We start from the raw sequence: 15,322 nt of genomic DNA, 5'->3' as shown, positions 1-15,322 counted from the left end.
ATGAGATGTATTCAAACAATTAGACGCTTGTTGATGGTCTGTTGTATCATCGGAAGTGTGGCAGCCGGTTGGGCTGCGGGTAGTAATTCAGTGTATACGCTGAAGCCAAATGATCCGGAGGCATTCTTCTTCACTCCGGAGAACTACGGTTTCAAGGCTGACGGGAAGTCGGATGTGACCGAAGCTCTTCAGAAGGCGATTAACCAGGTGAAGATAGAGAAAAACTTCGGAATCCTGTTTTTGCCGGAAGGCAGTTACCGCATCAGTAAGACGATTCAGATACCTTCATCTGTTCGCTTGATTGGTTATGGAAAGAAACGCCCGGTCATTTACCTGGGGGCAGATACTCCCGGTTATCAGACGAAGCAGAATTATATGGTGTGGTTTACGGGCGGACTGGCTCCCGAAGGCAGAGAACCTTCGGATGCCAACGCAGGCACTTTCTACAGTGCGGTGTCCAATGTAGACTTCCGCATTGATAAGGGCAATCCCCAGGCCATTGCCATCCGCTCGCACTTTGCACAGCATAGCTTTCTTAACCACTGCGACATTCATATTGGCTACGGTAAAGCAGGTGTCTACGATGTAGGCAATGAGATGGAAGACATGCGTTTCTTTGGTGGTGAGTATGGCATCATCTCTTCCAGACCCTCTCCGGGCTGGCCTATGATGATGGTCGACACTTATTTTGAAGGTCAGAGGAAGGGTGCCATCTACTCGCGTGAAGTAGGCTTTGCTATTGTGAACATGCACGTAAAGAATACCCCCGTAGCCGTAGAAATGGCAGAAAATATAGTAGACCGCCTTTATGTAGAGAACTCATTGTGGGAGAATATCTCCGAAGCCGGTGTCAAAGTGAGTGTAGTAGGCAATACTTTCTCACAGCTGAACCTGGTGAACGTAGATTGCAAGAATGTGCCTGTACTGGTAGATTATGCCGACGGAAAGAAAGTGGACGTCAAGGATAAGATGTATAAGGTCAAAGATTTCACTTACGGCTTTATGTACGATAATTTGAATGCCACTTCCGGTTTCCGCGAAATATGTAAGATAGAACCGATGGCTAAAGTTGCTACGGCACTTGTCAAAGATCTTCCTACCTTGCCTGCCATGGAGACATGGGTAAATATTCGTGAACTTGGTGCGAAGGGAGACGGTGAAACCGATGATACGCCGGCCTTTGAGAAAGCGATTGCACAGCACAAGAATATCTACGTTCCGCAAGGCTGGTATCGCCTGACCAGAACCCTGAAGATGGCTCCGGGAACGAAGCTGATCGGCTTGCATCCCTATGGTACTCAATTCATTCTGAAAGAGAGTGAACCTGCATTCAGCGGTTTCGGCACACCGGTTCCGTTGGTTGAGTCTTCCGAAGGTGGTGATGATATTCTGAACGGTATCGGTATCAACACCGGTGCATACAACTATCGTGCTGCCGGCTGTAAATGGATGGCAGGCGAAGCTTCCTACCTGAATGATGTTAAGTTCGTAGGTGGTCACGGCACCATGCGCAAGCCTACTCCCGGAGAACAGCAACCCCGTTGGAGAGGTGGCGAACGCCGCATCAGTTCTCCTTCTTCTCCTGTCATGGAGACGGGCAAAGACCTTGCCTGGGACAAGCAGTACTGGAGCTTGTGGATTACCAACAACGGTGGCGGTACCATCAAGGATGTGTGGACAGCCAGTACCTATGCTGCCAGCGGTTTGTACCTCAGTGATACGGAGACTCAGGGCCGCATCTACGCCATGTCTTTGGAGCACCACGTGCGTACGGAAGCCCGCTTCAGCAACGCTTCCAACTGGAAAATCTATGCTTTCCAGTTCGAGGAGGAGGGTATCGAAGGCCCCGACTGCCACATGGCAGAAATGTCCAACTGTAAGAATATCGAGTTGATAAACGTGTGGATGTACCGCGTGATCCGTGCCTTTATGCCGAAGGAAATCGGTTTCCGCATCTGGGATTGCGAGAATATCACTTTCCGCAATATGCACAACTACACGCAGATCTTGCCGGTGATCGAATTCCCCATCTACGATATGAACAAGGCGCTGCCTGTTTATTCCTGGGACTTCGCCCGCCTCACCGTTTCGGGTGATGAGAAGAGCAACCGTCCGGCTTGTGATGTGATAGACCAGCCCGTGAAACTTGCTACCGGCTTTGAGCTTGCTTCCGGTGCTACTACCGACAGTAAAGGGAACGTTTACTTCTGCGAGAATCGTTTGAAGAAGATCTATAAGTGGTCGGCCGATACGAAGCAGATCACCCTGATTGCCGATTATCCCTGGAAGCCTTTCACGCTGGCAACGGATACGCAAGACAACCTGCTGGTTATCTTCCGTTACGACCCGCAACCGGGCTATATGGTAAATGGCAAGCAAGAGACCGTTTCCCGCCTGCCGGACGACAATCCGAATTATAGTGGTTGGGGAAATGGTGGTTGGAGTGCTTTGGGATACTCTTTCAATCCGGACCATGCAGATGCTACGATGAAGCCTATGCCTCGCATCGTTACTGCCCAAGCTAAGAATGTACGTAAGGTTGTCCATCCTTCCAGCCGTTGGAGAGGCGATTTCGACAAAATAGCATCGAGCCTTTCCGAGTACAGTTTTGTAGCTCCCGACGGTGTGACTATTATTCCCGAAACCTACGACTTGGGTCGCTCTTGCGCACTGTTCTCAGTGGTTCCAGGCCAGCAGCAACCGGTTTACGTAGCGAACGAATCGGACAAGACTACCGTCAAGTTCTCCGTCGATGCCGATGGACGTCTGACGAAGCAAGGTGTGGTTTGTCCGTTCGGCCAGTACAGCAATGTGACTGATGATAACGGCAATATATATATTGCCGATGGCGAGATCTTTGTCTACGACAAATCCGGTAAGGAACAGAGAAGAATACAGGTAGAAGAACGTCCTATCTCATTGGCTATCGGCGGCCGTCAGAAGGATATTCTGTTTGTAACGACTACCCGTTCCATTTATGGCATAAGGATCAAGTAAAATATATCCGCCTGGTAAAAGGAAATTAGCCCCTGCAATATCAAATTATTGCAGGGGCTAATCTTTTATTGCCGGGAAAGAATAATTTTCTTATGGTCTTTTATTTCTCCAGCAAGTCTTTCAGGAAAGCGTCCAGCTCTTCATCCAGTCCTTTCAGCAATTCGTCGTTCACCAGCAAGGTGTCATCATCCAGCAGCAGCAGTTCGGCGATTGTTTCTTTATCGTCGTCCACCAATACAAAGGAGAAAGGTTTTAAAATGGTCAGTTTGTCAAAGCATCCTGCATTTTTCATATTGCAGAGGAGGGTGCTGAGGGTGCGTTCTGCGTTCTCATAGAAGTCATCCCCCTCGTAAGTCATCCATTCTTCAATGGCCACATTGGCAAGTTCTTCGTCCTCATCATCAAAGATAGACAATTCACCGGAATTCTGATTGGGTTGCAGATGAATATCCGTAACAATAGTTTGCTCGCAACCGCAGGTGTATCTGCCGATTGCTTTTTTGATGGTTTCCTCCAGGAGTGCTAAAGACGATTGACTGAGCTTCATAATGGCTTTCTTTCTTAATAGTTGTTCAAAGGTATAAAAAAAATAATTACCTCTGCATCATTTGACTAAAAATCATCATTAAATCGGTTCATTTGCATGTTTAGGCGAGACAATCCCTCTTTTCGTTCCTGCAATTGGGCCACATATACACTTGTAAAGAAATAATTGGGAACACTTTCGCTGCTGATTCCGGTGGTTTGTTTCTGGTCTATTTTGTCTACTTCGCGGGCTATGGCTTGTGCCTTCAGTGCCCAGTCGGTGGCCGTTTCTATGCTGTCTTGCATTTCGTAGCCGAGGGCAAGGTTATAGGCTGCATACATTTTCTTTTTTCCCTTTTTGCTTTCGTAGGTTTGCTTCCACAGCTTGACGGCTTCTTCCCAGTTTTTCTCTCTGGCATAAACGGCCGCATCGCGCATCTCCACAGAACCACCGCTGAAGAAGTAGCGTTCGGCTGTCTTCCAGTAAGGGAGCAGGTGTTTCACGGGCACTGCACCGGCAAATTCCGATGCCTGCTTTACCAGGTCTTCCTCACTGATTAGGTGGGAACGTACATAGGCTTCGCTGTTCCCCATTTCTTCCCAAAAGATGCTGTCGTTGCTGTTTACGGTCACCATCGGGCCTTTGCGGTTGGGCAGATATACCCTTACGGTGGGATATACCTTTACATCTACTGTGCCGTGGAATATACTCCATTCACGAAGGTAGTTGATTTTGCGAATGGAGCGCATCTGTATGTTTTCCAGAGCAATCAGGAAGTCTACGTTCAGGTCTTGAGCCAGTTCGCTGACTTCTTCCTGCGTCAGGGTGCTTTCGCGTGGAGAGATGTCCTTGCTGCGCAGGGCGGAGTCGCATATCACGACTTCGTCGAAATAGTTTTCGTTGGCCAGGGCTTCTGCCAGGGCTTCGGTGGTGATTGCAGCGTCTCCGTTGTAGTAGTTGGTGAGGCGTGCCAGCTCATCTTCACCTTTCTTTTGTTCTTCTTCGCTTACAATCAGTTTATTGTCGGGAACATCCGGCATATTGTTGACAACAGCCACCCGTTTCAGCACTGCAGGGAAGCTGACTTCTGCCGGAAGCATATAGTCAATAGACAGCTGTTCAATGCTTTGGCAACCGCCCAATAGCAACGAACCTATCAATAACAGACAATAGTAATACTTGGTCATAGTTTTTTTGTATTATTCCAATTAGCAAAAGTAATCTTTTAGCTGAATATACAAAAGCCTCGAACAGATTTTAACCGTTCGAGGCTTTTTTTGCTACTGTCTATATATTAATTATTATGCATTCTTCCCGTGGCAATTCTTATACTTCTTGCCGCTACCGCAAGGACAAGGATCGTTGCGTCCTACTGTCTTTTCCGCACGGATCGGTTCGCGTTTGGGTTGTTCGCGTGTATCTTGTGCGGCGGCAGCCTGCTGGTTCGGGTCGTTCAGGTCCACTTTCTGTTCGCGATACTTGCTCAGATCCTGGCGTTGTTCGGGGGCAGCCTGGCGTATCTCTACCTGGCGTATCTCTACCTGGCGGGGAGCTTGCGGTGCTTCGGCCGGAGCTTCTTGTACCGGTATCTGTCCGCGCATCAAGATGGATATGGTCTGGTTATTGATCTTGTCTACCATGTTGTCGAACAAGTTCACGGATTCCAGTTTGTATATCAACAGCGGGTCTTTCTGTTCGTAGCTTGCATTCTGCACGGAGTGTTTCAGGTCATCCAGTTCGCGCAGATTCTCTTTCCACGATTCGTCGATGACGTGCAGCAGGATGGACTTTTCGAACGCTTTCACCACTTCCTTACATTCACTGTCGTAGGCAGCCTTCAGGTTGCAAGAGATGTTGTACATCCGTTTGCCGTCTGTGATCGGGATAAGGATATTCTCGTACATGTGGCCTTGTGTTTCGTACACTTGCTTGATCACCGGGAAGGCAATCTGTGCCATGCGGTCGGTCTTGCGCTTGAAGTTCTCCATGGCAGCGTCGAAAGTCTTGTCTGCCAGTTTTTCCTTCTTCTCGTTGCGGAACTCCTCTTCGGTGAACGGAGTTTCCATGGCGAGAGTTTGCAGCAAGTCCATCTTGCAGTCTTCGTAGGTAGGTGCTTCGATGGCAGCGGCGCAACGGTCCCAAATCATATTTACGATATCCATGCCGATACGTTCGCCCATCAAGGCGTGGCGGCGCTTGGTGTAGACTACGGTACGCTGCTTGTTCATCACGTCGTCATATTCCAACAGACGCTTACGGATACCGAAGTTGTTTTCTTCCACCTTCTTCTGTGCACGCTCAATGGATTTGGAGATCATGCCGTGCTCAATCATTTCGCCTTCCTTGAAACCGAGTTTGTCCATTACGCTGGCAATGCGGTCGGAAGAGAAGAGACGCATCAGGTCGTCTTCCAGAGACACGAAGAATACGGAAGAACCCGGGTCTCCCTGACGTCCGGCACGACCACGCAGCTGGCGGTCTACACGGCGTGACTCATGGCGTTCCGTACCGATGATGGCAAGACCGCCGGCAGCCTTCACTTCCGGGCTCAGCTTGATGTCCGTACCACGACCTGCCATGTTGGTGGCAATCGTTACGGCGCACTTCAAACCGGCCTTAGCCACGATGTCCGCTTCCTTCTGGTGCAACTTCGCATTCAGCACGCTGTGCTCAATCTTGCGCATGGTCAACATCTTGCTCAGCATTTCGGAGATTTCTACAGAGGTAGTACCTACCAGCACCGGACGTCCGGCAGCCACCATCTTCTCAATCTCTTCGATTACGGCTTTATATTTCTCGCGTTTGGTCTTGTAAACGCGGTCGTTCATATCGTTACGGGCAATGGGGCGGTTGGTTGGGATTACCACTACATCCAGTTTGTAGATGTCCCACAACTCACCTGCTTCCGTCTCGGCAGTACCGGTCATACCGGACAGCTTGTGATACATACGGAAGTAATTCTGTAACGTGATCGTAGCAAAAGTCTGTGTAGCAGCTTCTACCTTTACACCTTCCTTGGCTTCGATGGCCTGGTGCAATCCGTCGGAGTAGCGGCGGCCTTCCATGATACGTCCGGTTTGTTCGTCCACAATCTTCACCTGGCCGTCAATCACTACATATTCGTCGTCTTTCTCGAACATGGTGTAGGCTTTCAGCAGCTGGTTGATGGTATGAACGCGTTCCGACTTGATGGCATAGTTGGTCATTAGGGCATCTTTCTTTTCCAGGCGTTGTTCGTCTGTCAGGTCGGTTTCGTTTTCCAGTTCGGAGAGCTGGGCGGTGATGTCGGGCAATACGAAGAATGTCGGATCTTCGGAATTGCCGCTGATCAGGTCCACACCCTTGTCGGTCAGGTCCACGCTGTTCATCTTTTCTTCGATGACGAAGTATAGCGGATCTGTCACTTCGGGCATGCGCTTGTTGTTCTGCTCCATATAGATTTCCTCGGTCTTGAGCATACCGGCCTTGATGCCTTGCTCACTGAGGAACTTGATCAATGCCTTGTTCTTGGGCAGACACTTATGGCTGCGATACAGGGCAAGGAAACCTTCTTCCTGGTCTTTCTTATTGTCCGAGGCAATCAGTCGTTTGGCGTCGGCCAGGTATTGTGTAGCCAGTTTCTTCTGGGCTTCTACCAGGCGTTCCACTTGCGGGCGGAGTTGCTCGAAGAGCTGGTCGTCGCCCTTGGGCACGGGACCGGAGATAATCAACGGAGTACGGGCATCGTCAATCAACACGGAGTCTACCTCATCGACGATGGCGTAGTTGTGCTGGCGTTGTACGAGGTCTTTCGGGCTGATGGCCATATTATCACGCAGGTAGTCGAAACCGAATTCGTTGTTCGTACCGAAGGTGATGTCTGCCAGATAGGCTTTGCGGCGGGCGTCGGAGTTGGGCTGGTGCTTGTCGATGCAGTCCACGCTCAAGCCGTGGAACATATACAACGGGCCCATCCATTCGGAGTCACGTTTGGACAGGTAGTCGTTCACGGTTACCACGTGTACGCCGTTGCCGGTCAGTGCGTTGAGGAATACGGGCAGGGTAGCTACCAGTGTCTTACCTTCACCCGTTGCCATTTCGGCGATTTTACCTTTGTGCAGTACCACGCCACCGAAGAGCTGTACATCGTAGTGTACCATGTTCCAGGTGACTTCGTTACCGCCTGCCACCCAGTGGTTCTGATAGATGGCCTTGTCACCTTCAATGCGTACAAAGTCCTTGGTGGCTGCCAGTTGGCGGTCAAATTCTGTGGCGGTCACTACTATCTCTTCGTTTTCAGAGAAACGTTTGGCGGTTTCCTTTACGATGGAGAAAGCGGTGGGCAATACCTCGTCCAATGCTTTTTCGTAGATTTCCAGTATCTCTTTTTCAATTTTATCAATCTGGTTGAAGAGGTCTTCACGGTCTTCCAGCTCGGTGCTTTCCACGCTTGCTTTCAGTTCTTCCACTTTGGCACGCTGGTCGGCGGCGGAGTTGTAGATGTAGGCTTTCAGTTCTTCGGTTTTGGCGCGCAGGGCGTCGTTGTCGAGTTTGGCAACTTCGGGGTAGGCAGCTTTGATTTTGTCCACCCACGGCTGTATTTCTTTCATGTCGCGCGTGGATTTGTTGCCGAAAATCGAGCTTAAAAATTCATTAAATCCCATTATATATCTGTTTTTATTATTATTTCTGAATTTCTGCGCAAAGTTACTGATTTTGCAGCAGATAACACAATGAACGCTGGTTATTTTATCGGAAGGACGGGGCAAGTCTTAAAATTCCAGCGGACTTGCCGTGCTTGCGTTTGGGGCACGAATGCGCATCACACTTGCCAGAGTAGGGGCTATGTGGTCAACGCTGATGGGGATGCGGATGGTTTCTGCCTTTATGCCTCCGCCCAGCAGAATAAGGGGCGCGGGGATATTGGCAGTGCGTATTACGCGGTTATCGGTGTTGTTTTCTTGCATGATGGTCCAGCCCGGCAGCACATTGATCAGCAGGTCGCCCGAGCGCTTGCGGTGGAAGCTGTTCCGGGTACGTTCTATCTGCGGCGACCAGGGGCCTAAGAGCAGGCGGTGGGCAGAATATACCTCGTTCACTCCACTGAACTGTACCAGAAATTCGGCAGACTTATCCTGTATCTCAGCCAGATTCAGTTGTTTGTTTTCAATGAGCTTGTGGTTGAGGTAGATTTGCTGGTCGTAATAGGCTTCTACATACTGCCCCTCCCCGTATGTTGCCATGAGGTACATGTTGAGCAGGGTGGCGCAGCGGTTCAGGTAGAACTCGCCGCCCGGTATGCGGTAAATGCCCGGATCGGGTGTCTCGGCGTCGGCATAGCCGGTGGAAGTGATGCAGAAAAGCACGTTGTGGAGACCGATCTTGCGGTCTATGATGTCCAGCAGGGAGGCAATGCTGCGGTCGAGGCGGACGTATGTGTCCTGCATCTCCATGGCGCATTCCTGGATGCTGCGGTGGTTGTAGTTGCCTGCATAGTAGGTCAGCGACAGCAGGTCGGGAACGTCATCCTGCCCCATCGTGCTCTTGTTCAGTAGCTCTTCGGTCAGCAGATTGACTTCCTCGTTGATGAAGGGACTGGTAATCAGGCGGCGGAATTTGTTGATCCGTTCGCTGTCCAGTTTATATTTAAATGGCTCTGTGCGCCATTCCGGCAGATAAGTATAGCTGGTGAAAGGGTGTACCGGCGTCCACACCATTTCCTTGATGCGGTAGTCGGGCGATTTCCGTTCGTTGTATTGGCTCAGCCACCACGGAAATTCACTGTAATACGTGGTGCTGCACCATTTCCCTGTGTTCTGGTTCAACCAGAAGGCGCCGTTTCCGGCATGGCCTGCACCGAAGATGGCGGCGTCGCGGAAAGGGGCGATGGCGTAGACCAGTCCCTTGTTGCGCGTGGCTATTTTCAGCTCGTCGGCAATGGTGGAGGTCAGCAGTTGGGAGGGGGAGGAATTTTCATCGGTATAGTTACCCATGAAGTTGGGGTCGTCTACACAACTCACGGGACGCAGGGTGTTGATGTCCAGCCAGTTTCCTGCGATGATGCCGTTCAGGGAAGGCGTGCTTCCGGTGTAGATGGCGGCAATGGCCGAGGCACGGTCGGTTCCGTTGAAGGGGAACTCGGCCTGGCGGAACACTTTGCCTTCACGCATCAGCCGCTTGAAACCTTTTTCTCCGTATAGGGACGAGAAGGCTTCCATATAGTCCGTGCGCAGTTGGTCAATCGTCAGCGTCACTACCAGTTTTGGGGTAGCAGGCAGCGGTTGGGCTTGCAGGCCGGTGAATGTCAGTGCGAGTATGGAAGTTATCAGTCCTTTTTTCATTACTTTCGTTTGTATGTGAGGATGAGGTTGCTTGCCGAACGTATCAGCAAACAAAGTGCCAAAGGTAATACAGCTAAATCAATTCTTTGCGGTATTACGGCCCAAAGCACAATAAAAAGTGTTAAAACCGCAAAATTAGCCATCATATACCGGCTTCTTTTCCTTTTTCGTACCCTGTTCAGCATGCACGGAAGGCAGAGAAGGTGGAACGGATGGAACACAAACAGCAGGTAGTTGGGGCTTACGGCGGGATGTTGCGAGAAGAGTGCGAGGAATGCCAGGATGCATCCGGCAGCTCCGGCAATGAAGAACAGCACGAGGTCGATTCCCCAAAGGGTCTTTCCGCGGCGGATGCCGTAGATGGTGGCGGCTGTTACTGCAATGAACAGCAACAGGGCAGCCTGCAACGGGGTAATTCCTTTTGACTGAAAGTCGGCGGCTGTCAGGCCGGTAACTACGATTTTCTCTTCCGAGGCGACCAGCGGGCGGGTGTGTCCTTCCTGGTCTGCGATTTGGGCTGTATTGAAGAAGGCCTGCAGGTTGAAGGGGACGAACATCATCAGCCTGCGGTTGATGGGTTTGTCTGCCTGGCTGCCCATGCACAGGTCCATGCCGAGGCGCTCCCAAGGGTGCCCTTCGCTGTATTGGTGCAACAAGTCGCGGAAGGAGACGCCGATATGGGTATCGGTCATATTGTCAGCATATTGCAGAGTGCCGTCAATGGCTTTTTCTATTAGATCGCGCGGGCGCGTGGAACAGTTGTCGTAGAAGAAGTTGTAGCGGTACACGCGGTTTTCGGGGCGATAATTCTCGGTCAGTAGTTCTACGAGGCGTTCTTTTTCTTTTTGGCTCAGGTTGAGTGTTTGCTGCCAAACGTCGCGTCCCAAGTAGTTGTATTCGGCGGCAAAATTCTCGTAGTTGGTAACTCCCAGTTGGTAGTCTGTTTCTCCGAGGGCAAAGCGGAAGACGAAGTTGGGGGCGTTGAAGTTGAACATGCCGTAATTGAATACGGCGTCGATGCCGCGTGTGAAGTTTTCGTAACGGATGGCGGTATGTCCGAAGAGTGAATAGATTTCTCCGCCCGAGGCACATGTCAGCAAGCTGATGCGTATAGAGTCGGGAGTATTTCCTTGCTGTCCTTGTGTTTGGGCAGCAGCCGCGTGCGGGCAAAGGAAAAAGAAAGCCATATATATAAGGAAGAGCAAATTCCGTTTCATGGCTGCAAACTTACGTAAAAATTCTGTAATAACCTCAAGAAATGTGCAGATTAGCGTAGTAGAACTTGAGAATTAAGCAGTTAGGAGATAAAAATAGGGAAAACTGAAAATATGCTTGCTGTAGTTTGCATAGGTTTGTTTATCAAGGTCTTGATTTATAGTGGTAAGATTTGGTTATCTTTGTATCAGGCTAATATAATTTAACGTGAGTTCGATATAAGATGCTTGACTCATATTGATGATAGAAATGAATGAAATGATAAACATGAGTATCTCAAACTCTCCCGCCTGAAAGGGGGAGTACCCCGTAGGGGGGAGGGGGTCTTACATAAGCAGAGAGTAACTTTGCAATAGATAAGTCCCTTCGGATGTAAGACCCCTCCGCCCTACGGGCACCTCCCCTTTCAGGCGGAGGAGTTTGAGATACTCTTGCTCATAACCTGTCAGATATGAGTCAATCATCCTATATCAAACTCACGTTATAATAAAATTATCCCTAAACAGCCTGATAACTGACAGTAAACTTACTAACGATTAGGACTGTAGTTGCTACTTATTAATCTTACTACATCCATGTAGTTTTCTTACGATAGTAATGTTGTTTTCTTACAACAGCTGTTGTAAGAAACTTATATAGCTGTAGTAAGAATAGTATTTAGTAACTTTGCGTTCAGTTTTTGCTGCTTCCGGGGGTAGCTCTTCCTATGTTTTCAGTTAGTCTTTCGCAGGCTTTCTATAAACATTTAATATATAGCGTATTCTGTATCAGTCGCAACCTCTGGCGTATACGGTTAGGTTTGTTTCGGTGGGTACGCCCTTCAACTTGGAGATTGCATGTTCTTTTCAAACAAGTATAATGCCGGAATGAAATAAAGTAGTATCTTTGCGTCGCTAAAAAAATGCGATGCAGTGAATCTTATTATCGACATAGGGAATACGGTAGCCAAAGTGGCAGTGTTTGACGATGCATCCATGGTCGAAGTGGTGTATGATTCTAACCTTACATTGGAGCGCCTGCCGGATGTTTGCCGCAAGTATCCGGTGGAAAAGGCGATTGTGGCTACTGTTATCGACTTGGGAGAAGAAGCGTCGGCACAACTGAAGAAGTTACCCGTTCCCGTACTTCGGCTCGATGAAAAGACCCCGCTTCCGGTAGAAAACCTTTACGAAACGCCCCAAACACTGGGGTATGACCGTATGGCAGCCGTAGTGGGAGCTTATGAACAGTTTCCGGGCAGGAACCTGTTGGTGATTGATGCGGGCACTTGCATAACCTATGAGTTCATTGATGCCGAAGGGCGCTATCATGGCGGTAACATCTCTCCCGGTTTGCAGATGCGCTTCAAAGCGCTCCACCGGTTCACCGGAAGGCTTCCGCTGGTAGCTTCCGAAGGACGGCGGTTGCCAATGGGAAAAGATACCGATACTGCGATCCGTGCCGGAGTACTGAAAGGCATCGAATACGAAATTTCGGGTTACATTATGACTATGAAGCATAAATATCATGAACTTTTGGTTTTTTTAACGGGCGGGGATGATTTTTCTTTTGATACAAACGTAAAAAGTATCATCTTTGCAGACAGATTTTTAGTATTGAAAGGATTAAATCGAATTTTAAACTATAATAATGATAGGATATAGACAAACACTTGTGGTGCTCTTGCTTACGATATTATCCGGAGCGGCATTCGCTCAAAATAATACAAATTCTCCCTATACACGTTATGGATATGGACAGTTAGCAGACCAAGGTTCGGGTAATAGCAAGGCTATGGGTGGTATTGCCTATGGTTTACGCGACAAGTATCAGGTTAACTTTGCAAATCCGGCATCCTATACGGCGGTTGATTCGCTTACGTTTATCTTTGACGGAGGTATTTCATTGCAGAACGCCAATTTCAGTGACGGTACGGTGAAGCGAAATGCCAAGAACTCCAGTTTTGATTACATTACCATGCAATTCCGTGCAAGCAAATGGGCTGCTGTCAGCCTGGGCTTGTTGCCTTATTCGAATGTGGGATATAGCATGGGAGAATATCGTGAAGATACGGCTACGCCTACCAGCTCGAGCGTGGTAACTTATTCGGGAGAAGGCGGCTTGCATCAACTTTATTTAGGAGCAGGCTTTAAAATAATTAAAAATCTTTCGATTGGTGCGAATTTTTCGTATCTTTGGGGAGATATAACGAGAACCACTAATATGACTTTCCCGTCGGGTACCGGAACCGTGTTCCCCGTTAAAATACAGTCAAATGTAGCGGTGAAAAGTTATAAGATCGATCTCGGCGCTCAATATACGCAACAATTCGGCAAGAAGCATGTTGCTACGTTGGGAGTAATATTCTCTCCCGGCCATGACTTGAATAACGATGCGTACGAAGTGAGACAAATTGGTGATCAATATACGGGAGCGACAACAACGTCTAAAGATACGATTGTTACTTGCGGCATCCCTACTACATTCGGTATAGGTGTGACGTATGTGTATGACCATCGTCTGACGGTAGGGGCCGACTTCATGTACCAGAATTGGGGGAAGGTGACTTATATGAATAAGGAAGATGCCTTCTGCAACCGTGGTAAGATAGCAGTGGGTGCGGAATATCTTCCCAATCCGGTGGGAAGAAGTTATTTTGCCCATGTTAAGTATCGTTTGGGGGCTTATTACTCCAAACCTTATTACAAGATTGACGGAGCACGTGCTGCCGACGAATATGGCGTGACGGCGGGTTTCGGACTGCCTATCCCGAGAACTCGTTCTGTTTTGAGCCTTTCTGCACAGTATGTGCGAACACAAGGTACACAATCTGCGTTCTTGAACGAAAATACCTTGCGTCTCTGTGTCGGAGTAACCTTCAACGAACGTTGGTTCTTCAAGCGTAAAGTAGATTAATGGAAATTGAATAGACAATAATATAACAACTAAAATTTAAATACAATGAAAATTAAGATGCTTGTAGCTGCCTTGCTCCTTTCGGGTGGAGTGACCAGCGCTTTTGCACAGACTGAAAATTGTAATTCGAACAGTAGTATCTCGCACGAAGCGGTGAGAGCTGGTAATTTTAAAGATGCATACGAGCCGTGTATGGCTGTCTTGAAGGATTGCCCGACATTGAGATTCTACACTTATTCTGATGCTATCAAAATATTGAAGGCATTCTTAGGTGATATCAAGGATCGTAACTCTGCAGATTATAAGAAGTATTTTGATGAATTGATGCAGGTGTATGATCAGGAATTGCAATACTTGCCGGAGATCAATAAGAAATTGAAAACTCCGATGAATGCATCTAAAGAGCTAGGTAAAAAGGCAATTGATTATCTGCAATTTGCTCCGAACCCTGATGAAGACCAGGCTTATAAGTGGCTGAAAGAAGCTGCGGAAGGAACAACTGATGATCCTGACGGCGCTATACTTCACTATTTCCTGGAGACCTCTATGAAGAAAGTAAAGGCTGACGACAACCATACAGACCAGTTCTTCCAGGATTATATCAATGCTTCTCAATATGCAGACAATGCAATCAAAGCTGAAACCAATGAGAAGAAGAAAGAGGTACTGCAGACTATTAAAGATAATCTGGTAGCCATGTTCGTACAGAGTGGTGTTGCCGACTGCGAATCTCTGCAAAATATTTATGGCCCGAAAGTGGAAGAAAACAAAGCTGATTCTACCTTCTTGAAGAAAGCTCTCAATATCCTGAAGTTGATGAAGTGCAACGAAAGTGAAGTTTACTTCAAGGCATCTGAATATATGTATAATATTGATCCGACTCCGGATGCTGCCGTAGGCGTTGCATACATGTATTATAAGAAAGGTGATTACGATAATGCTGTGAAGTTCTTCGACGAAGCTTTGAGCAAGGAAACTGATAATATCAAAAAAGCAGAGATGGCTTACGCTACTGCTGCTGCCTTGATGCAGGCTAAGAAGTTGTCGCAGGCAAGAAGCTATTGCCAAAAAGCTATCAGCTTCAATGAGAACTATGGTGAACCATATATCCTGCTGGCACAAATGTACGGATCTAATCCTAACTGGAATGACGAACCTGCATTGAACAAGTGTACTTACTTTGTAGTTATCGATAAGTTGCAACGTGCAAAAGCTGTTGACCCCAGTGTAACAGAGAAAGCAAACGAACTGATCTCAACTTATTCGCGTCATACACCGCAGGCTAAAGACCTCTTTATGTTAGGTTATAAGGCTGGCGACCGCATCACTATTGGCGGTTGGATCGGTGAAACTACAACCATTAGATAAA

9 protein-coding genes are annotated in these 15,322 nt (G+C 48.3%); 4 read left to right on the top strand and 5 right to left on the bottom strand.

What is annotated here, in order from left to right:
- Window positions 1-2,997: a glycosyl hydrolase family 28-related protein gene (locus tag AAE250_RS06880; protein ID WP_294598649.1), complete on the top strand. Its 2,997-nt coding sequence runs from the start codon at window positions 1-3 to the stop codon at window positions 2,995-2,997.
- 100 nt (window positions 2,998-3,097) lie between these two features.
- Here the strand turns inward: AAE250_RS06880 and AAE250_RS06875 are convergent, their stop codons facing one another.
- The 5 genes from AAE250_RS06875 to lnb form a co-directional block, all read right to left on the bottom strand.
- The gene (locus AAE250_RS06875) at window positions 3,098-3,544 is read right to left on the bottom strand and encodes a hypothetical protein (protein ID WP_294598647.1); all 447 of its coding nucleotides are present in this window, start codon (window positions 3,542-3,544) and stop codon (window positions 3,098-3,100) included.
- A 65-nt stretch (window positions 3,545-3,609) separates the two neighbouring features.
- The gene (locus AAE250_RS06870; RefSeq protein WP_294598644.1) at window positions 3,610-4,710 is read right to left on the bottom strand and encodes a DUF6340 family protein; all 1,101 of its coding nucleotides are present in this window, start codon (window positions 4,708-4,710) and stop codon (window positions 3,610-3,612) included.
- A 114-nt stretch (window positions 4,711-4,824) separates the two neighbouring features.
- Entirely contained in the window at window positions 4,825-8,166 is a 3,342-nt protein-coding gene (secA, locus tag AAE250_RS06865) for a preprotein translocase subunit SecA (protein WP_294598641.1), read from the bottom strand.
- 108 nt (window positions 8,167-8,274) lie between these two features.
- Window positions 8,275-9,843: an alkaline phosphatase family protein gene (locus AAE250_RS06860; RefSeq protein ID WP_294598638.1), complete on the bottom strand. Its 1,569-nt coding sequence runs from the start codon at window positions 9,841-9,843 to the stop codon at window positions 8,275-8,277.
- Entirely contained in the window at window positions 9,843-11,060 is a 1,218-nt protein-coding gene (gene lnb / locus AAE250_RS06855) for a lipoprotein N-acyltransferase Lnb (RefSeq protein ID WP_294598635.1), read from the bottom strand. Before lnb ends, AAE250_RS06860 begins: the two co-directional genes overlap by 1 nt.
- A gap of 909 nt (window positions 11,061-11,969) precedes the next feature.
- Between lnb and AAE250_RS06850 the strand changes: the two genes are divergently transcribed.
- From AAE250_RS06850 to AAE250_RS06840, 3 genes are read left to right on the top strand one after another with little or no spacing between them, the layout of a single operon-like run.
- The gene (locus AAE250_RS06850) at window positions 11,970-12,701 is read left to right on the top strand and encodes a type III pantothenate kinase (protein ID WP_294598632.1); all 732 of its coding nucleotides are present in this window, start codon (window positions 11,970-11,972) and stop codon (window positions 12,699-12,701) included.
- Window positions 12,688-13,953: a hypothetical protein gene (locus tag AAE250_RS06845; RefSeq protein WP_294598629.1), complete on the top strand. Its 1,266-nt coding sequence runs from the start codon at window positions 12,688-12,690 to the stop codon at window positions 13,951-13,953. The genes AAE250_RS06850 and AAE250_RS06845 overlap by 14 nt, the downstream gene beginning before the upstream one ends.
- A gap of 45 nt (window positions 13,954-13,998) precedes the next feature.
- Window positions 13,999-15,321, top strand: coding sequence for a tetratricopeptide repeat protein (locus AAE250_RS06840; protein WP_294598627.1), 1,323 nt, complete (start codon window positions 13,999-14,001; stop codon window positions 15,319-15,321).
- Window position 15,322 lies beyond the last annotated feature (1 nt).

It is taken from the genome of Bacteroides sp. GD17 (assembly GCF_038448625.1).
GTDB lineage: Bacteria > Bacteroidota > Bacteroidia > Bacteroidales > Bacteroidaceae > Bacteroides.
The sequence above is the reverse complement of the archived record's forward strand: the minus strand, read 5'-3'. Positions and strand labels throughout refer to the sequence as shown.